At 56.3% G+C, this 26,772-nt stretch carries 16 protein-coding genes; 6 read left to right on the top strand and 10 right to left on the bottom strand.

Annotation, left to right across the window (positions count from 1 at the left end):
* Positions 1-191: 191 nt before the first annotated feature.
* Genes KIH39_RS07490 through KIH39_RS07480 form a run of 3 tightly spaced genes read left to right on the top strand, consistent with a single transcriptional unit; the run spans position 192 to position 4,586 of the window.
* On the top strand, positions 192-446 hold the full coding sequence (locus KIH39_RS07490) for a hypothetical protein (RefSeq protein ID WP_213498704.1): 255 nt from the start codon (positions 192-194) through the stop codon (positions 444-446).
* Positions 430-3,108 (top strand): DUF1553 domain-containing protein, encoded by a 2,679-nt coding sequence (locus KIH39_RS07485; protein WP_213498702.1) that lies wholly within the window; start codon positions 430-432, stop codon positions 3,106-3,108. The genes KIH39_RS07490 and KIH39_RS07485 overlap by 17 nt, the downstream gene beginning before the upstream one ends.
* Positions 3,109-3,143: 35 nt before the next feature.
* On the top strand, positions 3,144-4,586 hold the full coding sequence (locus tag KIH39_RS07480; protein WP_213498700.1) for a DUF1501 domain-containing protein: 1,443 nt from the start codon (positions 3,144-3,146) through the stop codon (positions 4,584-4,586).
* A gap of 164 nt (positions 4,587-4,750) precedes the next feature.
* Here KIH39_RS07480 and KIH39_RS07475 read toward each other — a convergent pair whose 3' ends face one another.
* The 5 genes from KIH39_RS07475 to KIH39_RS07455 form a co-directional block, all read right to left on the bottom strand.
* Positions 4,751-5,320 (bottom strand): hypothetical protein, encoded by a 570-nt coding sequence (locus tag KIH39_RS07475; protein ID WP_213498698.1) that lies wholly within the window; start codon positions 5,318-5,320, stop codon positions 4,751-4,753.
* Between the two features lie 80 nt (positions 5,321-5,400).
* On the bottom strand, positions 5,401-6,261 hold the full coding sequence (locus KIH39_RS07470; protein WP_213498697.1) for a DUF2092 domain-containing protein: 861 nt from the start codon (positions 6,259-6,261) through the stop codon (positions 5,401-5,403).
* Between the two features lie 410 nt (positions 6,262-6,671).
* The gene (locus tag KIH39_RS07465) at positions 6,672-7,559 is read right to left on the bottom strand and encodes a beta propeller repeat protein (protein WP_213498695.1); all 888 of its coding nucleotides are present in this window, start codon (positions 7,557-7,559) and stop codon (positions 6,672-6,674) included.
* A gap of 28 nt (positions 7,560-7,587) precedes the next feature.
* Entirely contained in the window at positions 7,588-9,030 is a 1,443-nt protein-coding gene (locus KIH39_RS07460; RefSeq protein ID WP_213498694.1) for a DUF1552 domain-containing protein, read from the bottom strand.
* A 46-nt stretch (positions 9,031-9,076) separates the two neighbouring features.
* On the bottom strand, positions 9,077-11,872 hold the full coding sequence (locus tag KIH39_RS07455) for a DUF1592 domain-containing protein (RefSeq protein ID WP_213498693.1): 2,796 nt from the start codon (positions 11,870-11,872) through the stop codon (positions 9,077-9,079).
* Between the two features lie 246 nt (positions 11,873-12,118).
* On the opposite strand from KIH39_RS07455, the gene KIH39_RS07450 reads away from it, so the two are divergent.
* Together KIH39_RS07450 and KIH39_RS07445 are read left to right on the top strand one after the other, a co-directional pair.
* The gene (locus tag KIH39_RS07450; RefSeq protein WP_213498692.1) at positions 12,119-13,588 is read left to right on the top strand and encodes a serine hydrolase domain-containing protein; all 1,470 of its coding nucleotides are present in this window, start codon (positions 12,119-12,121) and stop codon (positions 13,586-13,588) included.
* A 255-nt stretch (positions 13,589-13,843) separates the two neighbouring features.
* A complete protein-coding gene (locus KIH39_RS07445) occupies positions 13,844-15,061 on the top strand; it encodes an FAD-dependent oxidoreductase (protein WP_213498691.1) in 1,218 nt (405 codons plus the stop codon).
* 167 nt (positions 15,062-15,228) lie between these two features.
* Here KIH39_RS07445 and KIH39_RS07440 read toward each other — a convergent pair whose 3' ends face one another.
* From KIH39_RS07440 to KIH39_RS07420, 5 genes are all read right to left on the bottom strand, one after another.
* Positions 15,229-17,103 (bottom strand): S8 family serine peptidase, encoded by a 1,875-nt coding sequence (locus tag KIH39_RS07440; RefSeq protein ID WP_213498690.1) that lies wholly within the window; start codon positions 17,101-17,103, stop codon positions 15,229-15,231.
* A gap of 492 nt (positions 17,104-17,595) precedes the next feature.
* Positions 17,596-19,950 carry a bifunctional serine/threonine-protein kinase/formylglycine-generating enzyme family protein gene (locus tag KIH39_RS07435; RefSeq protein WP_213498689.1) on the bottom strand — a complete coding sequence of 785 codons (2,355 nt, stop codon included), beginning with the start codon at positions 19,948-19,950 and terminating at the stop codon, positions 17,596-17,598.
* 409 nt (positions 19,951-20,359) lie between these two features.
* Positions 20,360-21,508 (bottom strand): potassium channel family protein, encoded by a 1,149-nt coding sequence (locus KIH39_RS07430; RefSeq protein WP_213498688.1) that lies wholly within the window; start codon positions 21,506-21,508, stop codon positions 20,360-20,362.
* A 174-nt stretch (positions 21,509-21,682) separates the two neighbouring features.
* Positions 21,683-23,083, bottom strand: coding sequence for a DUF1501 domain-containing protein (locus KIH39_RS07425; RefSeq protein WP_213498687.1), 1,401 nt, complete (start codon positions 23,081-23,083; stop codon positions 21,683-21,685).
* A gap of 12 nt (positions 23,084-23,095) precedes the next feature.
* On the bottom strand, positions 23,096-25,843 hold the full coding sequence (locus KIH39_RS07420) for a DUF1549 and DUF1553 domain-containing protein (RefSeq protein WP_213498685.1): 2,748 nt from the start codon (positions 25,841-25,843) through the stop codon (positions 23,096-23,098).
* A 343-nt stretch (positions 25,844-26,186) separates the two neighbouring features.
* Here KIH39_RS07420 and KIH39_RS07415 point away from each other — a divergent pair, with 343 nt between their 5' ends.
* On the top strand, positions 26,187-26,765 hold the full coding sequence (locus KIH39_RS07415; protein ID WP_213498684.1) for an ECF-type sigma factor: 579 nt from the start codon (positions 26,187-26,189) through the stop codon (positions 26,763-26,765).
* The last annotated feature ends 7 nt before the right edge of the window (positions 26,766-26,772 follow it).

The raw sequence follows: 26,772 nt of genomic DNA, 5'->3' as shown, positions 1-26,772 counted from the left end.
TACCGAAAAATCGCTCGTTCCGAGAACCGCTTCGCGGACGCTCTCTGTCATGGTATGCCGCCCGCCGCCGGATCAATAGCCTCTATTTGATCCGGATTTCGGAAGTCGATGGTCCCCACGGCTCTCCACGGAGCCCCGAGTTCTGGAAACTCCTTCAAAAAAGTCTCCAGCGCTTCCTGAAAGAGTTGACGATGTTCGAAGTGACCGCCCAGTTCGAAGAAAACGAACTTCGATCTGGTAATGAACGGGAATCGGAGCTAAAATTAATTGAGCGACGAGCCGGGTGCGATGACTTCAGTCCTACCTTCCGCGTTTTTCCGGCCTGTTCGCAACGATTGGGATTCTCTCCACCGCGCGGTGGACTCTCCAGCGGCGAGGAATCGCCTTTAGATACCTCCTTCGATTCTGGCGGGCCCTTGGGTTTTGTCTATGACCGTTCCCTGTAAGCTATCCCCCGTTTCCTCCGGCCTGGTCGTCGGGTGGGCGTTATTGATTTTTGCCTCGGGGAGCGTCGCCGCCGATTCGCCGTCTCCCGCGGCCCTCGAACAGTTCGAGAAGAAAGTTCGACCGATTTTCGTCGAGCACTGCGCTTCCTGTCATGGCGCTGATCCCAAAAAGATCAAAGCGGGCTTCCAGATTCTCAACCGGCAAAATCTTCTGACCGGAGGCGATAGCGGCCCCGCCATCGTTCCCGGCCAACCGGACAAAAGCCTGTTGGTGGAGGTGATCCGCTACCAAGGCGATTTGAAGATGCCGCCCCGGGGAAAGCTGAAAGATTCCGAGATCGCGGCCATCCGCCAATGGATCCAAGCCGGCGCCCCGTGGCCGGAGGCCGCCGCGGACGCGAAGGACGCCGCTCCCAAAAAACCGGGCGTACTGTTCTCCGAGGAGCAGAAAAAATTCTGGGCCTTTCAGCCGGTCCGCAAACCGGCACAACTGCCGCCGGTTCCGGATTCTCGCCGAGTGCAGAACCCCATCGATGCTTTCATCCTCTCGAAACTCGAAGCCGCCGGGCTGAAGCCGGCGGCCGCCGCCGACAAGAAAACACTCATTCGCCGCGTCACCTTCGATTTGACCGGATTGCCGCCTACCCCGAGTGAAATCGAGCAATTCGAGAAAGATTCCTCGGCGCAGGCCTTCGAAAAAGTGGTGGATCGGCTTCTGGCCAGTCCGGCCTACGGAGAGCGCTGGGCCCGCCACTGGCTGGATGTCGCCCGCTACGCCGATTCCAACGGTCTGGATGAAAATACGGCTTTCGGAAACGCCTGGAAGTACCGCGACTACGTGATTCGCTCCTTCAATGCCGATAAACCGTTCTCCCAGTTCCTTCAGGAACAGATCGCGGGCGATCTCTTGCCGATCTCGGCGGACCAAAAGGTGCAGGCCGATCGGTACACGGCCCTGGGCTATCTGGTGCTCGGTCCGAAGCTGCTCGCCGAGCCCGATAAGCAGAAAATGCTCATCGATATCGCCGATGAGCAAATCGACACGCTGGGGAAAGGCTTGCTGGGGTTGACCTTGGGCTGCGCCCGCTGCCACGATCACAAGTTCGATCCGATCCCGACGCGCGATTACTATAGCTTGCTGAGCATCTTCACCAGCACCCGAACCATGCAGAATCTGAACACCGTGGCGCGGGCCTTCGAGCGTCCCTTGAGTCCGCCGGAAGATCCCAAAATCGTCCGGGCCCGCGAAGCCTTCAAGAAGAAAAATTCCGAGCGGAAAGATTTCGAGCAGAAACTTTCCCAATTGGATGCCAAGGAAACGGAGAAGAAAAAGGACTACACCCAGAAAATCGAGAAGCTTCGCCAGGAAGCGGCCGATCTCGAAAAGATCGTCCCCGATTTGCATTTGGAGAAAGTCCGCAAAGAGCTGCGCGACCTGGAAACCCAGTTTGGGAAAGTTCCCGAGACGAATAAAGCCAAGCGACTGGAAATCCATCAGGAAGCCGAGAAACGCCGGGCCGCCATTAAGGAATTGGAACCCCAAGTCTATGATCCGAATTTCGTTCTCAGTGTGGAGGAAGGTTCTCCCGGAGCTTACGGAACCCAACCCCGCAATCTGTTCGTGCAAATCCGCGGCAACTACACGACGCCCGGCGAGGAAGCCCCGCCGATATTTCCCCGAATCCTGGTGGGCGAATCGGCTCCGGTCTTCGTCTCGACGAAGCCAAATGGTATGGCCGCGCCCGAACCGCTGAAAACCCGTTTTGGCGCACCGCGCCCCAGTAGCGGTCGCTTGGAATTGGCGCGCTGGCTCACCGATCCCCAGCATCCTTTGACTGCCCGGGTGTTTGTCAATCGGATTTGGCAGCACCACTTCGGGGAAGGTCTGGTCCGCTCGGTGGACAATTTTGGCCGGTTGGGCGAACGCCCCTCGCACCCGGAACTGCTCGATTGGCTGGCCGCGGAGTTCCTCGAACACAACGGCAGCGTGAAGCACCTGCACAAGGTCATCCTCCTCAGTGCCACCTATCAGCAAGGATCCCGTCCCGACGAAGCATCGGCGCGCCTGGATCCGGATAACCGATTGCTCGGGCACTTTCCCCGGCAGCGCCTCGAGGCCGAGCCGCTGCGCGATGCGATGCTGGCGGTGGCCGGAACCTTGGATCGCCAGCCCGCGACGAGCCTGCTTCCTTCGAAGAATTTCGACTATGTCACGAACGATCAATCGGGGAGCGCGGCCCACTACAACTCGAACAAGCGCAGCATTTATCTGCCGGTCGTCCGGAACAATGTCTTTCCGTTCTTTCAGACCTTCGATTTCCCCGATCCCAGCATGATGGTGGGGCACCGGGATCGGACCGTGATTGCCCCGCAGGCGCTGTATCTGATGAACAATCCGTTTGTGCGGAAACAGGCCGAAGCTTTTGCCCGGCGTATCTGGGAATCGGACGCGAAGGAAGTTGCCGCACGCGTCGAACTCGCTTATCTAATGGCGTTCGGACGTCCGGCCCGCCCCGAAGAAATCGCCCAGGCCCGCGAGTTCCTGCAGGCATTCGAGAAGACGCTCGCGAATCAAAAAGATCCCGCCCAAAAAACGCTCGAGTCCTGGTCGGTCCTGGCCCAGTCTCTATTCGCCAGCAACGAGTTCGTCTTCATCGACTGAGTCGATGACGCTCTGACCTTTTCGAGGAGAATCCGATGGAAAAGTCCCGCAGCTTCTGCAACCGTTTCACCCCGGTGATGAGTCGTCGCGAAGCCCTCCGCACGACGGCGAGCGGCTTTGGATTACTGGCGCTGAACAGCCTGTTGGCGCAAACGACTCAGGCGGGCTCCGACTCCCCCCCCAGCGAGAATCCGCTGGCCGTTCGCAAACCGCACTTTCCCGCCCGGGCCAAGCGCATCATCTTCTTGTTCATGCACGGCGGGCCCAGTCAGGTCGACACCTTCGATCCCAAACCGATGCTGGCCAAATACGATGGCAAGCCATTTCCGGGTCAAAAGCCGCGCGTCCAATTTGCGGCCACAGGAAACCTGTTGAAATCGCCCTGGGAATTTAAACCCGGCGGGAGCTGCGGAACGCCGGTGAGTGATCTCTTCCCGGAAGTTCGCAAGCTGGCCGATGACCTTTGTGTGATTCGATCGATCCACGCCGACAACTCCGCCCACGGCGGCGCCTTGTTGCAGTTGCATACCGGATCCGATACTTTTGTGCGACCGAGCATGGGTTCGTGGGTGACCTACGGTCTGGGGACCGAGAATCAGAATCTGCCCGGTTTCATCACCATCTGTCCCACCTTGGGTCACGGCGGAGTTCAGAACTGGAGCAGCGCCTTTTTACCCGCGGCCTTCCAGGGAACACCGATTGGTCATTCGGGTATTCGCTGCAAGGACGCCCGCATCAATGATATTTCTGCTCAGGGCCTGACCCGCGATCAACAGCGGATCCAGTTGGACTTCCTGGCGAAGATGAATCGCCGTCAACTGGAATCAACGGGTCGGGATGCCGCCCTCGAAGGAAGAATCGACGCGTTTGAACTGGCTTTTCGGATGCAGGCGGAAGCCCCCCAGGTGATGGATATCGCCTCGGAGAGCAAAGAGACGCTGGCCCTTTACGGCATCGACGAATCGAAGCCCACCGAGAATTTCGGCCGACAGTGTCTGCTGGCCCGCCGCTTTGCCGAGGCCGGGGTTCGGTTCGTCCAGGTGTCCCACAGCTACAAATGGGATCAGCATGGCGAGCTTCGCAAGGATCACGCGAAAAATGCCCTGGAAGTCGATAAGCCGATCGCCGGCCTACTCAGTGATCTCAAGCGGCGGGGGCTACTCAAAGATACGCTGGTTCTCTGGGGGGGTGAGTTCGGACGAACTCCAACCGCTCAAGGTGGGGATGGCCGGGACCACAATCCGCACGCTTTCAGTATGTGGCTGGCCGGGGGCGGCGTGAAGGCCGGCAGCGTTTACGGCGCAACCGATGAGTTCGGTTACTACTCGGTGGAAAATAAAGTGCATATGCACGATCTGCATGCGACCCTTCTCGCTCTGATGGGCATGGATCACGAAAAGCTGACCTACCGGCACGCCGGTCGCGACTTCCGGCTGACCGATGTTCAGGGACGGATCGTCCGAGAAGTCTTTGCGTAAGTGGATTTTCTCAGGGCTATTTGAGATTCCGATAGATATTCGATTGGTCGGAAGGGACATCTGGATCGGGTCGGTAAGCCTTGTGCACGCACTCGACTGCGACGAAATCCCACGGTTTTCTGGAAGTCGCGGGCCTACTCCCAGAGTCTTGGGTATAAGGGGAATTATTCTGGGACGGGGACGGCCACATAGACGGTTTGCCCGTTGTTGATGTAGGCCTGGTAATAGATTCCATCGGCCACGTAATAGGTGATCCCATTGATCACGACGATTTGATACGTGACCGGCAGGTCGTTATAAGCGTAGTACTGAGCCCCCTCGTAGATATAGGGGAAGTAGCCGACCCGAAAGCGATTGAAGTATTCACTGCGATAGGGATTCCGATAACCTCCTCCGCCAAAGCCGGAGCCGGCGTAGTAGACGGAACCGCGGGAGCCGCCCCCGAATCCGATTCCCCGCGAAATCCCGCCGCGGGCTCGAACGCCGCCGAGATTTCCGCCGCGAAATCCGGGAGCGATTTGTGCTCGAGACGCTCCCCCGTAGTGGACCGAACCGGTGTGCACGGCCGCGTGACCACCCCCGCCGGCATGGCCACCTCCGCCCGCATGGCCCCCTCCACCGGCATGGCCCCCGCCGCCCCGACCGCCGCGTTGGGCGGTCAGAGGGCTCGTTATCGCGAGACCCACGGATACAGCTAGAACCAGCCAACCGGAACATAGATAGATGCGTTTCATGATCGCGCTGCTTTCATGCGGTAAATCAACTCCAGAAATTCGAAAGATCTTTTTCCTCGGAAGTCAGATCCCGTTACGTGCTATCGGTCGCCTGATTTGCCGCCGGCTTTGATCCGAGCCTCGGACTCGGCATGCCGGTAGAGAAAATCGACTTTGCGAACCCCTTCCGAGGGCTGAAATTGAAAGAGCGTGTCGCTGAGTTTCGGATTCACATCCCAGTGATTAATCGTTGCGGAGTATTGCGGTTCATCCATTTGGCGTTTGAAGGTGATCAGGAATTTGCGCGGCAACGGCTGATCGCCGGAATCAATCCAGATCTGCCAATCGATCAGCTTCTGTTGGAAGGCGAGGTGATGGCACTTCACTTTGCCGACCTGATGCAATCCGACGTAAGTACCGGTCAGCAAGTTTTCCGTAAACATCTTGTAGGGATCGGAAAATAGAAAATCGGCCAGCGTCTGATGCGTGTCGAATCGGGTATGGAGATCTTCCAACATCGAATCGATAGTGCCGGGCACTTTTTCGGTGGCGTAGGTTTTTTGACCCCGATCGTAAACGCTCACGGTTTTGCCATCGTAGTAGAACGAAGAATTGATCGAGTCCCCCAGGTCTTCTCCGAAAACTTTATTGGGCCGCACTACGGACAGGTGGCGCTGATTACTCATCTGAATTTTCTGGCCATCCTCTTCCACTTCGTCGAACGATTCCTCGACTTGAAAAGAGTACGTTTTGAGATTGGCCAGATAAGTGGACATCGCTTTCAAATACTCGTCTGCTTTGGGCTCGATTTTGGGAATTTCCCGAACCTCTCGGACAGGATTTCCCTGGGGATTTTGTGGCCCGGAAATGGCTTTGGCCTCGACCGGAGGGGAGCCAGGCACCGAGAGACCCAGAACGACGAGCAGGGCAAAAAACAGAGTTCCCAAAGCAATTTTTTTCATGTCCCTATTCCCGCTTTCAGTAGACTCAATCCGAGTTCGGGAGACGAGTTCCACGCACTTTCCTTCCCACTCTTCAGGGAAGTGGAATTCGTTGAGTGCGTGGGGCGCGTCACCTCAATCCTTATTGTCCTTTCTTGGCCACTCGCGCAGGACGGGAAACCGAGAAATGATTGTCGGAAGAATGCGAAACTCGACTTTCGAAAACTCCTGACAAGCGACTGGAGGGATGGTGGGCGTGGAGCGATCAAAAGGCTTCCGAAAAAATTGGTATTTAGTGACGAATACTTCCTGGGAAAGTGCCTTGATTCCCGAAAGAGCGATCCACAAGTCGTTAGAAGAACGAAGCCGAGTTGCCCAGGGCCCGGGTAACTAACACGAGCCGGTTCAAAAATGGCAGGCTTTGCGAAAACTCAAGGCGAAGTTTCGACTTCCCCAAAAGCCACGGCTTCCAGATTTTGATCGAACTTGGCCGCTAGCTTCCAGTGGACGGCGTCCGTCGAGAAATGGATTTTTCCCTTCCACGAGAGACCGACGAACTTGCCCGCGCCGTAACAGATTGTCTGCGGGGCGTTGTCATTCTTCGTTTTTTCCCAACGCTTGCCCTCGAGAGAAGTGAAGGTAGCCGTCGGTCCGACGGCCACAAACCGATCCTTGGCCCAAACCACGGAATTGAGGTGTTCGCCCTCTTCGCCGGCTTGGCGATCCGTCCACTTCAGGCCATCGCGGCTGCACATGCGCAAGCCATGCAGCCCGACCCCCACGAATACATCGTTCCCGAAAGTGACGTCGACGAGGGTATCGAGGGCCTTGACCTCTGGGGCATCGGTCCAGGTCACGGCATCGGCCGAGGTGGCCCGGCGACCTCGATCACCCACGGCGACGAAACGTCCGCCGCCGCGGGCGAGGCGTCGTAAAAGATGCTTGCCGCCCACCAATTTTGATTCGGACCAATCTAGGCCATCTTGGGAAAGCATCACGAACGTTCGCGAGTTGCCGACACTTCCGGGATCGCCGCCCAGAGCGATGAATCGCTTGTCATCGACGCCCAAACCGCGGATATAGTTCACGTATTCGGCTTTTTTGAGAATCGTCTTCCAACTTTGCCCATCGCGAGTCACGGAGAGAATGTTGTCGCCACCATAGGAACCGGCGGCTAAGCAAATGCCGTTCACGAAAGCGATCGCTTTATAATATTCTCCCTCTTTACCCGTTTGCGGTTTCGACCAAATCAGACCATCCTCCGAAGAGGTTCGGAGGCCGTCCTGTCCCGCCGCGAGGAAGATCGTTTTCTTCGACATCGTATCCCGCCTTCTGCGCTTCCAGGGATCAACCGTTCAACCCGGGAAGTCGTCCGTCGTACGCTTGGTGCGGCGAATTGTGACTCTCGCCGAAGTTCGGTAATTTGAGGCCGAACCGGTCGGTGATCTCGAGGTAGAGATTGGCCATCGGTGTCTGAGCTTTGAATTCGATATGCCGGCCGGTTTTCAGCGTGCCACCGGCATTGCCCGCGAGCAGCACCGGGTAATTGTTCATGCCGTGGCCGCCGTCGGCCATATAGGAAGTGTAAAGCATCAAAGTGTTGTCGAGCAAGGAGGACCCGCCTTCGTCGATGGACTTCATTTTGCGGATCATTTCGGCAAATAATCGCGTGTACCAGGCATGAATCTGCCGCAGGGCTTCCCGAGCAATCGGGTCGGCGTTTTCCACCTTGTCGGCATTTCCTTGATGTTCGAGGGTGTGGCAGTGGCGCTCGTAGCCCACCGTGACGACGCCCGGGAAGTTCGCTTCGTCGCTGCCGCAGGCAAAAAGGCAGACGCGGCTGCTATCGGTCTGGAAGGCCAATACCATCAAGTCGGCCATCAGGCGAATATATTCTTCGTGCCGTTCCGGATCCCGTGAGACCGGCTGGGTCACTTTCCAGACCGGGGTATTCTCGGCCGGTAATCCCGAAACTTCGATCAATTTCGACGGGCCGGGGTTCAAGGCATCCTTGGCTTCCAGGAGCTGGCGATGTTCCAGAAAATCGATGCGCCGCTCGATGGCGCGCACGCTTTCCAGATACTGGTCCAGTCGAATCTGATCTCCGTACCCCAGGTTCCGTTTGAGATCCTGGGCTTCCTCGCGAACCAGGTCGAGAACGGAACGATCCGGGTTCGGCGATTGGGGTTTATCGCCCACGGTCTTCTCGGAATTTCGAGCGCGGTTCGGCCAGTTCGGCACGATGGCTTTGCGATTCCGGAACAGTTGATCGAAGACCAGACGGGGATTGGCTTCCGTGGGCAGCGCCAAATCGGGCGTTCGGAAAGAATATTTGTTCTCCGCCCCGGCAAGACCGATTTGCAGCGAAGGGATCAGGGTTTCGCCACCCAGTTTATTGGCGACGACCTGATCGATGGAAGTCGCCGCCACGAACTTTCCGCCGATTCGTCGGACGAGCGGGGCCCCGGTCAGATGCGTTAGAGAACAGTGCTCGTGCGCATTGAGGCCCCCCTCCGAGCGACCGTGATTCGATAAGCCCGAGAGCAACAGGAGATCGGATTTGGCAAACTCGAGCGGACTCAAAATCGACGGGAGTTTGGTGAGCGTCCCGGCCGCGGGTGGTTTCCACGATTCCAGAACTGTGCCGCCGGTCACGGTGAAGATGCCGAAACGCAGCGGGGGTTTCACCGAACCGGTGCGGGCCCGGGCCAATTGTTCCAGGAAGGGCAGCGAGAGCAGTGCGCCCGCTCCGCGGAGAAAAGATCGTCGGTTCAATCGCTGGCTGGCCATAGGTTCGACTCGAAATTCGTGCGGGAAGCCGCTGGGTTCGGGGGGTTCAATCGGCAGTAGAGTTTCGGCGATATAAGAAAGGATAGCTGTTGGCGATCTCTTCCACAACCGCGGAAAATCGATAACCCCGCTGGACAACTTTTTCGACGATGCGGTTCACGGTCGATTCATCGGGGGGTCTCAACTCGCGGCCGAGGGCGAAGGTGAGCATTTTTTCGACAAAGTTCCTGGTAAACTGGTCCTTGCGTTGGAGCAGGATCTTTTTCAACTCGGCCGCACCAACAAAGTGTTCGCCGGTCGGCAATTTGCCCGAAGCATCGATGGAACTTCCCGGGTTTCGGAGTCGCCCGATCGGATCGAACACTTCGAGACCGAAGCCGAGGGGATCGATCTTGCTATGGCAACCCGCACAACTCGGCTGGGTGGCGTGCTGCGTCAACAGCTCCCGGAAGGTCTGGGCGCCTTTTCCTTTCGATTTCGCCTCATCGATCACTCCCACATCGGGCGGCGGTGGGGGCGGCGGGGTTCCTAAAATGACATCCAAGACATACTTTCCCCGCAGTGTCGGGCTGGTCCGATTCGTATGGCTGGTCATGGCCAAAATCGCGGACATGCCGAGCAGTCCCCCCCGATTCGCGTCTGACCATTCCACTCGATGAAATTCTTTGCGGGTGTCTGGAAGGCCATAGTGCCTGGCCAATTCCGCATTCACGTAAGTGTAACGGGCATCGATCAAATCCAGAATGGACCCGTCTTCGCTGCGAAGGTGATCGAAGAACTGCGTCACTTCCTCGCCCATAGCCTGCCGCAGGTTGGCATTGAAAGTGGGAAAGAACTCGGTGGAGGGGCGGGCCTCGGGTAATTTCCGCAACCGCAGCCACTGCGCGGCGAAATCTTCGGTCAAAGCCTTCGCCTTCGGGTCCGCCAGTAATCGCTTCACCTGAGCGGCGTAGACGGCCGGTTGGCTGAGTTCCCCTCGATCGGCTAACTCGTTGAGTTTTTGGTCCGGGGGTGCTCCCCACAGAAAGAAGGCCAGGCGGACGGCTAATTCCTGATCGCGGACTCGATAATTTTCTTCCGCGGTTTTACCGCGATCCCGTTCGATCCGAATCAGAAAATTGGGCGAAACCAATAACGCTTTGAGGGCCGGTTTCAGAGATTCTTCAAAGCTCTTGGCTCCCGGCGCGGCCTTCCGGACCAGTTCCACGAAGCGCTCCAACTCGCGGCGTTCAACAGGCCGCCGGTAGGCCCGACGGAGCAGGGGGGCCAGTATTTCGCGAGTCGCTTCTTGAAGGGAGATCCCGTTATCCGGCCAGGAGACTATCCATCGATCGAGTTCGCGCGAGACGGGAACCTTGGGTTTTTTGCCTTGGGTCGGCGGCGTGTAAAGTTTCTCGAGGATGTAGTCGGCCGCGCTGAAATACTTTTCAATCTGGGCATCCGAGAAATTCAAAGCGGCTGAGAGGTTGTCGAAGTTCTCCCCCTGGGTGTCTTCGGGCATGCCGACCGCTTCGGCGATATTGTCTTCGAGGCCAAAGAGATCGCGAACCGCGCGATTGTATTCGGTCCGCGTCAGTCTCCGAATCAGAGCCGGGCCCGGATCGGGCTTTTGTTTCTCCGCCGCTTCAATTTCACTCAACCGCGCGCGAACGAATTGCACGAGCGATTTCTTTTGAACTTCGCCCAGACGAGGCTGATCCTCCGGCGGCATCTCACTCGTTTCCACTTGAGTCACAACTTGACGCCAAATCTTGCGGTGTTTGGCTAAACTCTTTTCGTCGGCCAGAATCGAGAGATCGATCCCGCCTTTGCGGATCTTGTCGTTGTGACATTTCGAGCAGCGCGTCGCAATTAGCGCTTTCGCGTCGGCGAACACTTGCACCGGTTGCGATTTTTCCTCAGTGTTGGCCGGTGCGAGTTCCCCCACGGCCAGTTGATTGATGCCGTTGGGGGTCAACTTCTCATGCTTGGACCAGACCTGGCCATCCGGGGAGCTCAGCATTTGACCTGGCCAATTGGTTCCGATGTATACTTTGTCATCGGCATAGAGCAAATGGCATGGCATTCCCTTCGCCTCCTTGCTCCAGGTAATTCCATCGGCGGAACGATACGTCTGCCCGCTGCCACCGGCAATGAATTCTCGACCACTCCAGACCAGACTGCGAAGTTCGATCCCTTTTTCCAATACCTCGTGTTCCCATTTCAGGCCATCGGTGGAACGCAACCGTCGCCCCTCGGCCCCCACCGCGACGAAACAATCCTTCCCATAAACGACATTGAAGAGTTGCGGTAGATCGACGCGAACTTTTTCGATCTTTTCGCCGTTTTTGCTGGTTGCTATCCAGGTAGTGGGGCTGTTACCGCCCGCGTTGCCCATAAAGACAAAGGTGTTATTTCCGAATGCGCCGACCCGAAAATGAGTGGCCTCTTTAGCCTCGATCTTGCCCCCTTTTTGCCACTTTTCACCGTCACTGGACCACAAGAGCGTTTGATCGGGGCCGCCGGCAACGAAGCGATCGTTCCCAAACAGCACGGGGTTGACGCGGAATTTCGGGCTTTCGACTTCGCGCCAAGTTCGCCCGTCCGGAGAGACGAGAATATGACCTCCGAATGCCCCACCCACAGCCACGAATTTGCCCTTCGCAAAGACCACGCTGGTCAAATTGTGGGCATCATCGCCGCCGTTCTCTTTCCATTCGGCGGCAATTTCCCAATGGATCCCATCGCGCGAAATCAATCGACGTCCGCCGTAGCCCACGGCGACGAAAAGACGCTCGGCGGCGCTCGCGAAATCGCCAGAAATCAGCAGTATTATTAAGAGAGCCAGAGGGTAGGATCGCATGAGGAAATTATACCTCCCCGGGAGAGTTCGCACCAGAAAGTATCGGCTCTTTGGGCCATTCCGTCGAAATTCGTCTGTCCTCCAGACGGTTTCCCAATTGTTCGAAGCCGCGGGCCGCTGAAAAAATCGAGAAAGCCACCGGAGTGGTCTGACCTGGAGAAAACCAAGTCAACAGGCGGGGAGTCGATAGTTTAAACTAGGCTCTTCCACAAAGTCATTTGACTACCTTTTTCCCTGAGGTGTCCCATGAATTGTGCCAGTTACTCGCTCCTTTTGAGTGTTGTCTTCTGTCTGGGCCCGGCCTGCACTTCTAGGTGTTTCGCGGCGGAACCGATCGACCTGGCCGCAGGAATTTGGGACTCGGATTGGGGCTATTTCACCTTCCGAACCACACCGCACAAAGATTCCAAGCTGCTTTCGGTCACGGGGACTTACCTCCATGCGAAGGATCAGACCGGCCTCCTAAAGTCGGGCACCTTTGATCCCACGACGCGCGTCCTCGAGTTTGCTTTTGAGGAACCTTGGCGGGGGGACAAAGTGAAAGGCACCGCCCGACTGACGCTGGGACCGCTGGGAAGACGCTTCAAAGGTACTTTTAACCTCCTCAATGAAAATGGTGGCCAGGATAAAGGGGACCTCACCCTGTTGCACCTGCTGGGCCGCGACTTTGCCACGCGAGTCGAATCGATCATCGCGGACACCGGTAAAGAGCCTCATAAACCCGGAGGCGCCATACTGGTTCTCGAACAGGGTAAAATCGCCTTTCGGAAGTGCTATGGCCTAGCGCATCTCAAAGAAAATCGAGCCATCACTCCGCAAACGCCCTTCGAACTGGCCTCGTGTTCCAAACAATTCACGGGAACGGCCATCCTGCTCCTATATGAGCAGGGGAAGCTGGCACTCGACGAGGACATCCGAAAATATCTGCCGGAATTACCCGAATACGACAAAAAGAACCCGATTCGCATTTTGCATCTGGCCCGACAGACTTCCGGTTTGCACGAATATATGGACTTCGAGAACGTCAAGGGCAAGCATCCGAAATACGTGACGAACGAGGATTATGTCAGCTTGTTTGCCCGGGAACGGACGAAGTCCCCGCTCTACTTCCCAACCGGCTCAAACTGGCGGTATACGAACACCAATTTCATGCTTCTGGCTCTGATCGTCGAGCGGGTCTCGAAGCAATCGTTCAATGCGTTCCTCAAGAAAGAAATTTTCGATAAGCTGGCGATGAAAACGGCGGGGGTTTATGATCGGCCTAACTTCCAAATCCATGAGCCCGCGCTCGGCTATGAGAAGGAAAAGGATAAGAATAAATGGAATGAAATATGGGGACCGCCTCCCTACCGTCATGAGTCCAACTTGGTGGTGGGTGATGGAAGCGTCTGGGCCAGTCTGGAAGATCTGGCCCGCTGGGACGAAGGCTGGCGCGAGGGCAAAGTCCTGAAACCAGCCACCATTAAACAGGCACTCGTCCCTTCGAAGTATGGCAAAGACGGGACCACGGATTACGCCTTCGGTTGGGGCATTACGATGGATAAGGGCAAAATCAGTCAGATGGGACACAACGGCGGTTGGGGAGGATTCCGCACCATCATCGAGCGTAACGTGGCCGAAGATCGAACGCTAATTGTTCTTGATAACGGAGATAATCTGGATATCGAGGCAATTGTGCGCCTCTTCCGGGTGATGCCACCTAGGAGTCCGAAGTGAACGACCCGTGCAACACCGTTTAAGAAGTTCGCAACTCGCCAGGGAATCAGGGGCCTTGCATTCGCAACGCTAAGAGCGGCCGAGTGCGTGAGGGGAGCGTTTGGAGCCAAGATTTGATTCAGGGACGGGCATGATTCCATTTGCGAAAAATGACCAAATACACTCCAATCTGGCATCGGTAGAAGCAAAGTTTGCGGATGGCCGGGATCTCTCGGTTCGGCTGGGAATCCGATCGGTGAATATCGGAAAGGCGTCATGGCTCGAACCTATCGGATAGCCATCGTGGGACTGGGCACGGCAGGCACGGCGTCCGCGATTCTATTAGCCCGCCAGGGGCATGAAGTTCACGTCTTCGAACAAGCCCCGGAAGTGGGAGCCCGCGGGGCCGGCATTCTCCTTCAAACTTCCGGGCAACGAATTCTGGCCCACTTGGGACTGCGAGAACAGGTCACTCGGCACTCCGCGATTCTGACCGAACTCGATGCCCGCCACAGCACTGGACAGCCTTTGATCTGCAATCGCTACAGCGATTATCGGCCGGGCAATCATGCTCTGGGGACCCACCGCGGCGTTCTGTTCACCGCTCTTTATCGGGAATTGCAGAAGACCTCCGCCGTGATCCATCTGGATTCTCCCATCGTGCGGCGGGAGGTGCAGGGTCGGCGGGTCTGGATCGTCGATGCGCAGGAAGTCAAACAGGGGCCTTTCGATTTTCTCCTGGTGGCCGACGGTGCCCGCTCCCGCTTGCGGGCGGCCTGCGGTTTTCGGGCTCGCGTCCATCGTTACGCGCACGGAACCCTCTGGTGGATTTGCCCCGGTTCCGGACGGCCGGGGAAGCTGTTTCAAGTGGTCCGCGGCAATCGCCATCTCTTTGGACTGTTACCCTTGGGAGACAACCGGGTCACGGTCTACTGGGGAATGCCCCATCGCGAACTGGCCCAACTTCCCCAAGTCGACCTGGAGAACCTGAAAGCGGAAATTTTGCAGTTCGCCCCCGAGTCCCAGGACGCTTTGACCCATCTGATCGATCGAGAGCAGTTGATACCGACCACCTACCAGCATGTCTGGATGCCCCGAATCAAGGACGCGACCACGCTTTTTATCGGAGACGCCGCGCACGCCATGAGCCCGCATTTGGGCCAGGGAGCGAATCTGGCCTTAGTGGATGCCTGGAAATTCGCGAATTGCTTGCAGGAGGCCGCCACTCCTCCCGCGGCTTTCGAAGCCTTTCGCATTCAACAGCGGGCTTATCTCCGCTATTACGCCATTCTCACCTACTTGCTCTCGCCGTTTTTTCAGTCGGACTGGTTTCCCTTGGCCTGGGGACGCGATATCGCACTGCCTTGGCTTCCCAAAATCCCGATCGTGAAACGCCAGATGCTAATGACCGTGAGTGGGCTCAAAGGGGGATTCTTTCAGGGAGAAATCGATTTGCCTGCGCCGGAAGCGGAAACAAGCATACACTCCATATAAAAATTGCCTTTGTCGGCAGAGCTCTGATCGAGTGTCGATTCGGAGATATTCGTCGCGGGACTGAACGTGCTCTAGGGGATAGCGGGCGAACGATTTTATCTCCTGATGAACTGGTTTCCGGGCCGAGCCCCCTAGGCGGACTAAAGGTTCTCGTCGGGATAATCGAATCATCGGGCGTTCCAAGAATGTATTTCTCCAATCATCACAGGAACTACGTCAGAGACATCAACTTTGAACTGATAGATTTTTCGATCCGGGATGTGTCGAGCTTGCTCCGAATTCAGAACATGCGGATAGAAGAAAGCTATTTCCACGTCCCAACACTCCGTCCCCGGAGCGGAAATCTGACTTCGAGAAACGTGCACGGTTTCGAGATCCATGATCGGTTCCGGGAGACTATACCCTGAATTATAACCTTGATTTCCCGCGCGCTTGGCATCGGCTGCATAAATGTGAGTGTAGGCATTGGTAAGGGCAAAGTTTAATGCTCGGTGTTCCGCTTGGACTCCCAGGTTCTTCAGTAGCTTTGCACTTCTTCGGAAATAGTGGCGTATCGCCGCTCGATTTTCCTCAGATAAAACGTTTTCGAGACGGCGAATCAGCGATTCTGTATTCCAGGAAAACATACCTCGCAAATCCGGAATCAATGCAGGAACCTCTTGGCCCGATAGAAGTTTTGCTTTTCCCGAAATTACTCCGGGAATCACAATGTATTCGATTTTGGTGCCGAAGTTGAACTCGTAAAGGGCGTCAATCAGACGTTGATACGCCTCTCTGGCGTAAGGTCCCTGCGGTTTTATCGCGTAGCTGGGAATCCCCGGTTCGATTTCCAGGGTCCACTCCAGGCTGGCGGCAATATGCTCGTGGGCGGCTACTCGAAGTAGTCTCACCATTAACCCAATATCTTTAGGATCATTTCTAATTTCGGAAGCCTTGGGAGGTTCTTTTAGTTCCGCCTTCGTCGGGTACTCCTGCATGTAAGTCTTTAAAAAAGTGATCCGAGCGGGAGAGACTAAAGAATAATTGATCCGACCCAAAGCATAAACTTTGACGGACGAGTTCGAACCACACCCGCAGGCCGAGGGCTCGACTCCCGAGGACGCCACAACTCCGCCAGAGTCTTCTGCGGAAGGAGAGAATGCGTGCAAAGCATCGGAAGTTTCAGAAGGGGATGCGCTTTTCATATATGATGTTTCCTTGAAGAGAATGTCTAAAATTCCCGGGATATTCAATCGTCCCGCTAATAATCGTGGACAGTTCCAAGCCGCTTGTTTTCGGCAATCCACGGCGCTCTGAAGGATGGCTTCGCGCACCTGAGAGGGATTGGGGCGCAGGCCGCGTTTCAGTTGCAGGGAGAGTAATAAACCCACAACTCCGCTGAGCACGGCGGTCGCGGCACTCGTTCCACTCATCGGCGCCGACCCCGAACCGGGTACGGCGGCAGTCAGATGGTGTCCCAAAGCCACGACACCGTGGTAACGGTAGGAGCTATCCCAATTGCTCGATGGGAGGGGCTGCCCCAGGGCATCCAGGGCGCCCACGGCGAGGACGGAGTTTAAAGCCGCCGGAATGTGGGGGCAGGCGCAACCGTCATTGCCGACCGCGGCCACAATTAAAGTATTTCGTCGAGCACAGTCCTCAATGACTTCGGCCAATAACGGATCGACTTGGCTACTGGGCGCAAACATGCCGCCACTAATATTGATGACCTGGGCGCCCGCGTCGCGGGCCGCGGCAATCGCCTGTGCCAATCGAACTTGATTGGAAGGTTTGAGCGTACCGTCCGCCGCCGAGTCGAAAATCGGCGACAGTAGTCCTCGACAATTCGGCGCTATCCCTTTGACGAGACCATTCGACTGACCGAAAATCAGGCTGGTGACTTGGGTACCGTGCCGACTTGCAGGTCCCCAATTTTTCTCGCCGGATTCGGAACCGTTTAGCGGGACGAGCCGGGCATGGGCCAGACTGGGGTGCTTCCAGTCCACGGGGCCATCAAGAATGGCTATGGAAACCCGCGGATCACCGCGAGTTTCTCGCCACAAAAGTTCCAGTTCCGATAATGAATACATTTTACGGGCAAGTTAGAGCAGCTACGATACAAGAATTCAGCTGCACCCACCGATTGCCGAGCCACACGTGGATGTTAAAGAACAGCACCATGACGCACTGCCTAATGTGCATTCTTTCATACCTGGGCCACAGGAGGGTGAATTTCCACCTGCGGGTATAACCTCGTCCCCGGCGGCGGTGTAGTCCTTCTCCTCAAAAGAACGTGTTGAGGTATTCGTTTGGGCGAGGATACGGGGGGGAAGAAACATAGGACAAATCCTAAATGGTATAAACGTCTTGTGCGGGAAATTCAAGATTTGAGTGTAATAATACGCTAAAAATAATTCAATGAAAATCCGGACGCAATTTTAGGATTGCGGTTTTTCCCCTTCTTTCTAAGTCAGTACATCAAAAAATAACTTGAAGGTTGATCGAGGTATAATGTCAGGCTCAATATGTTTTTTTGTGCGCTCGTGAAAATGCTTTTAACTCATGGGAACTCGAACCAATCGAAATCCGATTACTTCCATGCGAACATTTTCTGGAGGGAAAAATGAATGTGCTGAATCGCATTTTTGAGCTCTTTCGGAGTAACCTCCTCCACGAGCGACAGTAATAAATTTGCCATTATCTTTGGCTTTGCTGATTTTCGAATCTACTTTAGATGAGGTGCATAATTGCCAGATATTTCCATGCATATCATGCAATCCCAGCTTATTGGGAGGATACATTCCGACGCGAACAGGAAGGTTTTTTTTCTTATTTTTCCCTAAGTCCGGCTCCTCAATCGCATCAAAATTAGCCAATTGGGACGTCAGCCGATTGGTCGGAGTGTCGAAATAGTAATAGTAGGAGCACTCCTCTAGCGTATGAGCCGCCCCTCGACAGGCGTACTCCCACTGATGCTCGGTTGGCAATTTGTAGCGAAACCCTCGGCTTTTCTCCCGTTCGTTCAGTTTTATTAAGAAAATTTCAATCTCCGCGTAGGTAACATTTTCTACAGGAAATAGTTTCAGTTCTTCATCTGAAACGCTTTTCACCAAGTGGGAATAATCACCCTGGCGTGAAATAATGCTGGGATTCTGCTTCATCACATCCATCCATAATCCCTGGGTGACCGCGTGAACTGCGATTTCGAAATCTTCTGGGATCTCCGTCAGGTTGGGTAATTTATTCGCAGACCAACCCCTGTAGAATTTGCCTTTGGGTACTCGAACAAAAGTCATCAGGCTATTGCTATCTCTTTCCCGGACTGCCTCGGGGGGCTCACACCCATTCTGTTCAATGGAGCATTTCGAGCCTGCTTTGAGCCATTCATGATGCAGGTCCTCCAGAAAATAGAGATGACAAGTGGCCCCCGGGCCCAGTTCCAATTGATCCTCGGGATAAAGCAAACGCTGAGAGTCAGACTGACCCTTCCATTCATGTTTGGATTGAATTTTTATCGGTCCACTTACTTCCAGGACCAGAGCCGCCGGAATCGTCTTGTGGATATTCCGATTCACTTCTTTAATGGCGGCTGTCAATACGGCTTGTAATTCCGGTTGGTCCGCGAATTCGATCGGAATCCGTCGTTGAGCATCCGCAAGGATTTCCCGGGCGGTGACGTTTCCGCCATCGCTATGAGTTTCAGAAATCTTAAAAATGCTGACGAGAAAATTTTGGGCTTTGATCGCCTTCTCGGCGGCCAACTTGGCCTCCCGATATTTCCAGTAACTCACCGATATTCCGGCCAACAAACTGACCGCCACGGCGGCCAACAATCCCGTGACGACTGGATTTCTCTGGACCCAGCGTTCCATGCGCTCGATGCGACCCATGGGACGAGCCAGAATCGGTTCGCCTTGAAGAAATCGAACCAATTCATCCGCCAGTTCGGCCGCGGAAGCGTAGCGATTCTCGGGCTCCTTTCGAAGGCATTTCAGGCAGATCGTTTCGAGGTCCAACGGCACGCCCGGCTGGAGAAGCGAGGGGCGTACCGGCTGGGCATTTCGGACGAGGTCCAGAGTCTTCATCATCGACTCAGCTTTGAACGGAGGCTTCCCCGTCAGGCATTCATAGAGAATCGCTCCCAGGGCATAGACGTCCGTTGCTGGTCCCGCTTCATTCGCCATTCCCGCCGCTTGCTCGGGCGCCATGTAAGAAGGGGTGCCGATGACCGCCCCGGACTGAGTTTCACTACTGTCGGTGTCGAGCTGACGGGCCAGACCAAAGTCGGCGATTTTCGGGGTGCCATCACTCTTGAGTAGGATGTTACCCGGTTTCAGATCCCGGTGGATGACGTTGCGACTGTGGGCCAGTTGCATGCCGCGCGCGAGCGATTCGACCAATTTGGCGGCTTCGCGGAGAGGAAGCGGTTTGCCAGCGAGTTTGGTCGCCAGGGTTCCGCCTTCCACAAACTCGAGGGCGAGGTAGGGACGGCCTTTGGTTTCTCCCACTTCGTGGATCTGAACGATATTCGGGTGTTGCAGACGAGCCACCGCTTCCGCTTCGATGCGAAAGCGAGCCAATTCTTTGGAACCGGCGAAATCCCCGGAAATGATCATCTTCAGGGCAACAGTTCTTTTCAGACTCAGATCTTTGGCCTTGTAAACAATGCCCATTCCTCCCTGACCGAGGATGCCCTCCACCTTATATCCGGGGATCGCTTCCGGTTCGTGTTCAGTAGTCCTTTCTTCTTCCAAAGTGGTTTTTCGATCTGGACCGCGCGTCTTGTCCTCGGGCGAATGGCCCGGGGAACCGGATTGAAAATCGGCCGTATCAAACGTGGGGTTGGGTTGCTGGCCGGAAGCCGATTGCTCGCCCGGAAGGAGTTTGGTCTGTTTGGTGTGATCTGGCATCGGAGAAGAACACCTTCTTAAGGGCAGGGGGGTAGCGGAGGGAAACCTTTAGCTGTTTCTACGCCCAAATCAGTTACTATCCTATCGAAACGATTTCCACTTGGATAAACCGCTGAAAACGGAGCGGGTCCGGATAGCGCGGCGGCCGGATTCCAGGATCGAAGAGCATTTTGTGAAACTCAATCGTCATCGATGCCGCTCTCCGATTCTCCACCCATTCCCCGCTCGCCAACGATCCAATGCAACCGAGAGTAATTCCCTAGCGGAACCAAGGGCAATTGCCGCGGCACGGGCCAACCCTCCCATGGATCAGGCCGACCTTTTCCCAGCAGCAGGACAAGCTACTGGCGAGACTTATTGAATTCATTGGCTCGCAGGGGGACTACGCCGCCTCGACGCCTCGGCCAATTCACTCCCAATGCTCGTGCCGGCGTTCCAGGTCCTGCAGACTCGAAAGACCCGGGGAACGGGGCATGCCCGGGCTGGTTTGCCAGTTATCCACCGGTTGATTGGCCAACACAAACTCTGGGAGAGGGAATTTTAGATACTGGGAGAGCGTGTTCACAAAAGGCTCATAGAGGGAGCGCAATTCGTCCAGGGCTTTGTCGAGATCGGCATCCTTCCGCACCGGGTAACCCATGGCTTTCAGATTGTCGCTCAAAAACTTCAGTGAACTTGGCGGTAAGCGATCGATCTCCAGGGGCGAAGGCGTGGTTTGCGAAACCAGCACGAGATCCACGGCCGCGTGTCGGGCCATCGCAAAGGTCAAGCGCGCCTGATACCCCTCGGGCTCTTCCGAATTGGCAATCAGGAAGGCGGTCGAATCCAGGATCATAGTTAGTGCGGCCAGCCAGGACTGGTTGTCGTGCTGCGAACGATAAAACCGCAGCACCGGAAAGGATAGATGGCTTTCGAGTAATTCCGCGGCCCAGCGCTCCCACTCGATCAAGAGGGGGCCCAGATTCATCAGGCTGCGTGCTTCGGATGCTCGGCGTAGAAACTCTCCAGCGCTCGGCGGCGAACCGGCCCGGGCATCCAGGAGGGAAATAATAATTTCCCGGCGGGAGAATGCTTGATATAAGACGGGCAGATAGCTGATCACGAGCGCCAGAAAACCAAATCCAATCCCCGATTCCATAATGCTCAAACTTCGGCCAATCATCCCGATCGGTACCACGTCGCCGTAGCCCAGCGTGAAGAAAGTCGTCCCGCTGAAGTAGACATAGGTCGTCAGGCGGATACTAGTATTCGCCGGTGTCCCGAGCGGAGTTCCCAGCGACCAGTGCAACAGCGCAAAACCGAAAATCAATCCAATCGCCCAGACGATAATCAGAACGAACATCGACAGGGGACCGAAGATACTCAAAAAGGCCTGCCGCGTTCGGCTTTGCGCGATGCGATCCGCGAGCAGGCTCCAAACGGTCCAGGAGGAGCGGTAAAAAACCCGGGCGGGGCGATACGGATGACGGACCCGACGTGGCAGGATCATCGCTTCGAAGGTGTCCAGAAAGACGATACCTATGATCAGAATCGCTACGAAGAAGCAGATGACCGACATGCGATCCCTCCTGAATATCCGCTTGAGCCATCCCTGTTTCTCTGGTCCAGTTTATGGAGAAAGACGGACAACAAGCAGTCGGATGATAAAGGTTCGCCTCTCGGTCGTCGATTTGTTTTGGATTCCCTGGCCGTTAGGCGAACCCTGCGAAAGCGCCCTGGAAAGCCTCTCCGCTTACGCCAGGATCGGCCGGATCACTTCTCCATGCACATCGGTCAGACGCCGGTCGATGCCGTTGTGCCGCACCGTCAACTTCTCGTGATCGATGCCTAACAGATGCAGAACGGTCGCGTAAAGATCGTAGCAGGTCGTTTTCTCCCGTTCCGCCAGGTAGGAGAATTCGTCGCTGGCGCCGTAGGCGACGCCTTTTTTGATCCCCGCCCCGGCCAACCAGGTGACGAAAGTGCCGCCGTTGTGATCTCTACCGACGCCGTTTTGAGTGACCGGCATCCGCCCGAATTCAGTCGTAAAAATCACCAGAGTATCGTCCAGTAAACCGCGAGATTTCAGGTCGGCGAGCAGGGCGGCCACCGGCTGATCGACCTGACGGGCGATCGGCGGCAGTTCCTTGGGGATATTGCTATGGTTGTCCCAATTATTGCTGGGTCCCCCCGCGCCGCTCCAGAGTTGCACGAAGCGGACTCCCCGTTCCAGGAGGCGCCGGGAGATCAAGCAGTTCCGGGAGAAAGCTCCCTCGGCTCCGTTTCGCGCCGTCCCATATTTTTCGCGAAGGGATGAGCTTTCTTTCGACAGATCGAAGGCCTCCGGAGCCGACAATTGCAGACGTGCGGCCAGTTCGTAACTTTCCAGACGGGAAGTCAACCGGGAATCTCCGACGCGATCCTGGGCATACGACTCGTTGACTCGTTTCAACAGTTTCAAACCCTCCGCGCTCGCTTCGGGGGTGACGAATTTACTGGCGGTCGGTGGCGCCAGATCGGGAATCGGAATTGGAGCCGCCGGATTCACCACCGTGGCCTGATGGGAGGCCGGAAGAAAACCGGCCGAGAAATTTCCCATGCCGTTGTAGGGGAGCCCGCGTGCGTCGGGCAGCACGACAAAAGTCGGCAGGTTGTCGGTCAGCCGACCCAGCGCGTAACTGACCCAGGCTCCGGCACAGGGAAAACCGGGTAGCAGAAATCCCGTCGTCTGCAGGTAGCTGGCCGGGCCGTGCACATTCGATTTGGAAGCCATGGCCATCAGAAAGGCCAGATCGTCCACGCAACCGGCGAGGTACGGAAAAACGTCTGTGACCCAGCGACCGGATTGGCCATGCTGTTTCCAGGGGAAGGGGGATTTCATCAGTGGCCCGGGGGTTCCCGTCGCGGTCGCCTTCAACCCCAAATCGATTTGCTGGCCATGTCTCTTCTCCAGGCCAGGCTTGTAATCGAAAGTGTCCATCTGGCTCATGCCGCCATTGAGAAAAATCTGCAAAACCCGTTTCGCTTTGGCCGGGTGGTGCAGGCCGCCGTTGAACTCCGCTTTGGGTTTTGCACTCTGCTCCCCGGCCAGAAGGTGGGAGAGCACCATGCCGCCGAAGCCGGTGGCCAGGAATTCCCGTCGGTGCGGCACCATCGCTCCCTCCCCTTAATCGATGAACAGAAATTCGCTGCAGTTGAACAGCACCCGACAGAGGTTGGCCCAACCGTGATGCCGGGCATACTCTCCCCACAATTTCACTTCCTCCGTGGTCGGATTTCTCAGGAGCACGCGCTGCGCGATAAATTCCAATCTCCCGGCGGAATCGGAGGCCGATTGCTCCGCCAGTTTCGCAAGATGCTCAGACTGTTTGAGAATGAATTTGTCGTTCCAGAGCACGAGCGCCTGGGTAGCGCTGACGGAAGTATTTCGGACGGGCGCCGACTGCGAGGCATCCGGGCAATCGAGCGCTTCCAACAGGGGATCGGGGCGGGTTCGGAATAGAAAGCGATAGACGCTGCGTCGGGAAGCCTCGGGAGAATCGACGTCAAACTGCTCGTAATCGGCCGTCGGGGTGACATGGATTCCGGGCTGAGTGAGAAAGTGTTTGACCGGCGGCCCGTACATTTTTTCATCGAGTCGGCCGCTGATCCGGAGCACGCTATCGCGCAACGACTCGGCATCGAGCCGGCCGCGGTTCATTCGCCAGAGCAGTCGATTGTCGGCGTCTTTCTGCTCCGCTTCCGGATTGGAGGAGACGGCTTGCCGATAGGTGCTGCTCAGAACGATCATTTTGTGCAACTTCTTCAGCGATCCGCCCTGGTCGCGGAACTCAGTGGCCAGCCAATCGAGCAGTTCGGGATGGGAAGGAGGTCCGCCCATCTTCCCGAAATCGTTGGGGGTATCGACGATCCCTTTGCCAAAATGGTAATGCCAGATCCGGTTGACGAGGACACGCCAGAACAGCGGATTCTCCCGATCGGTGATCCATTTCGCCAGGGCGCCCCGCCGTTGTCCTTCGTCCTGGGGATTCTTCAGAACGAAGGCAGTTTTCACTTCGGCCAGAGCTTCCAGGGCCGCCGGGGTCGCCAGGGCGCCCGGTCGGCTGATCTCACCGCGCTTGAGGATATGGACCGGGCGCGGAGTCGTGGCTGGGCGAAAACTGCCTTCACTCGGGAACTGGTTGGTACCGCAATAGATTCGGGATTGCGGGGGAAGGCTGTCCCATTCCCGGGAGAGCTGATTTTCCCACAACCAGCGCGAAAGTTCACAACGTTGCAGGTCGGCTCTCTGGGTCTCCGGCAAGGCCAGCAGGGCAGCAATCGGTTCTGGAAGCGGAGCCGCGATCTCGAGCAAATTCTTACTTGTGGTGAGCCCCAGTCGGAATCTTCCGATCAAATGGCCGCCGCCATGGATTTGATCGAGCTCGATTTGAAATATTGTTCCTCCCTCAAATCCGACGGGTTTTTCAAAGGCGAAGACGCCGGTGTGCGGTTTCCCTTCCTCCGGATGGATACCCCAGGCCGTGGAAGGAATCTGGTCAATGGCTTTCTCGATGCCCCAATCGGCCTGATTGAAATCGGCCCGGGCCGTTTTCACCCGCACGAGCTTGACCTGGTCGGGTTTTCCGAGAGGATGGACCCGGATTCGAATCTCCGAGAGATGGAGATTGCCATTACTGGCCCGGCCCGGTCCCAGGTGAGGAAGCGTGTCGTCGCATAACAGTTCGAGCCGTACGCCCGTGATCCCGATCTGATCGGTCGAAAGCGTGATCGTGTAGGTATCTTTTTCGGGAGTTGGGCCCACGGCCAGAATCGAACGATCGAGTAAGGCCCGCAAGGACGACCCTTTTTGCGCTTGCCAGGTTTCCGGCACCGGTACGAACCAGGCGGACGTGGCGGCTTTTCTTTGCTGCTCGAACGCCGCGACGGCCTTTTGCCTTTCCGGCGTCAACAAAGTTTTATCCGTCCGGCCCTTTAAGCTTCGAATTCGTTCCAACTCCGCGTTCAACTCCCGGCGCTGCACGGCCACCTTCGGGTCGGGATCATAAGGCCGTTCCGCCTTGTCGATTCCCGCAAATACGGCCTGAAGACCGTAATACTCCGCCTGAGAGATTGGATCAAATTTGTGATCGTGACAGCGGGCACAGTGAACCGTCAGCCCCATAAAAGTGGTCATGGTGGAAGTGACGATGTCGTCGCGATCCAGATACCGGGCGACTTGGCGATCGATCGAGTTTTCGTTGATGTCGCGCAGGCCGCTCTCGTCCCAGGGACCGGCAGCCAGAAATCCCGTAGCGAGCAGAGCTTCGGGGTTATCCGGGAAGAGAACATCGCCCGCGATCTGTTCTTGTGTCAGTCGCGCGTACGGTTTGTCGGCGTTAAAGGAGCGAATGAGATAATCTCGGTAGGGCCAGGCATTCGGGCGAAATCGATCCTGATCCTGGCCATGGGAATCGGCGTAATGCGCGATATCGAGCCAGTGCCTGGCCCAGCGTTCGCCATAGTGCGGCGAAGCGAGCAGGCGATCGACGAGTTTCTCATATGCCTCGGGGGAGGAATCGCGGAGATAATCTTCCAATTCTTTAGGAGTCGGAGGAAGCCCCGTCAGGTCGAGAGAGACGCGCCGCGCGAGCACTCGTTTGCTCGCTTCCGGGGAAGGGCGTAAACCGTGCGCGTGCAGTGTATCCAGAATAAAAGCATCGATGGGAGTGCGAACCCAAGTTCTATCTTCCGTGGGAGGGGTGGGAATCTTCGGGCGGCGGATCGGCTGAAAGGACCAAAAATCAGAAGCGGGCGATTCTTTTCCCGTCTCTTTCGACTGGGCGAGGAGAGGTAAGGCCGAAAAATCCCCCGCAAGCCACCCCAGACCGGGAGCAAGTAAAAGCAACAGAAGAAGCGCGGGAGAGGATCGCATGATTCTTCTCTTAGGATCCGAAACTGGAAAAACGGTCGGATCGTCCGGGGGAGATTCGCAAAGACAACGAATGAAAGTCGATCAATTCAGCGGGACAGAAGTCGTAATCGCAAAAGCCAGTAAACGGAAACTTCTCGGCAGGTCCTCTTAGTCTAATCGATTCAGTCCGGGAAAGCAATTGCGGGGAGCGGCCACTTCGTGAGAAGGCAGGCTTCCAGCAGTTCCTGAACGAGATCCCTTCCACTGCAAAAGGAAGGGCTCGACTCGAAAACCGTTCCGCCCGGTTTTCGCGGCTCAGGCCGTAACTCTCCTTCGGCTCGGGAAAACTCCTAGAAAGGGAAGCATGACCGATGTCACAGTACTTCTGGAAGCTGCGTCAACCGGCGACCGTCAGGCCGCGGCGGAAGTGCTTCCCCTCGTCTACGAAGAATTGCGTAAACTCGCGACGGCGCGGATGCTCTCGGAAAATCCCGGCAACACCCTCACGGCCACCGCTCTCGTCCACGAGGCTTACCTTCGGTTGATTGGTCCGGTGGACGAGAGTCGCTGGGAAAACCGGGCTCATTTTTTTGCCGCGGCCGCGGAAGCGATGCGCCGCATCCTGGTCGATGCCGCTCGCCGCAAGCGGGCGGAGAAACATGGCGGCGATTTCAAGCGTTGCGATGTGGGGGAAATCGACATCGAAATGCCGGAAGTCCCCGAAGATCTTTTAGCGCTCGATGAAGCCCTGAACCGGTTTTGGGCAGTCGATCCCCAAAAGGCGGAATTGGTGAAACTCCGCTACTTCGCCGGATTGACCATAGAACAGGCGGCCGATTCCCTTGGCATCTCTCCGGCGACCGCCAAACGGTACTGGAATTACAGTAAGGCGTGGCTCTTCGAGGCCATGGGCGGGACCCAAGAAAAATTGGAAAATTCCTGAGCCAATT

The sequence above is a fragment of the Telmatocola sphagniphila genome, assembly GCF_018398935.1.
Classification (GTDB): domain Bacteria; phylum Planctomycetota; class Planctomycetia; order Gemmatales; family Gemmataceae; genus Telmatocola; species Telmatocola sphagniphila.
Note: the sequence above shows the minus strand (reverse complement) of the source record. Positions and strands in the feature narration are given on the sequence as shown.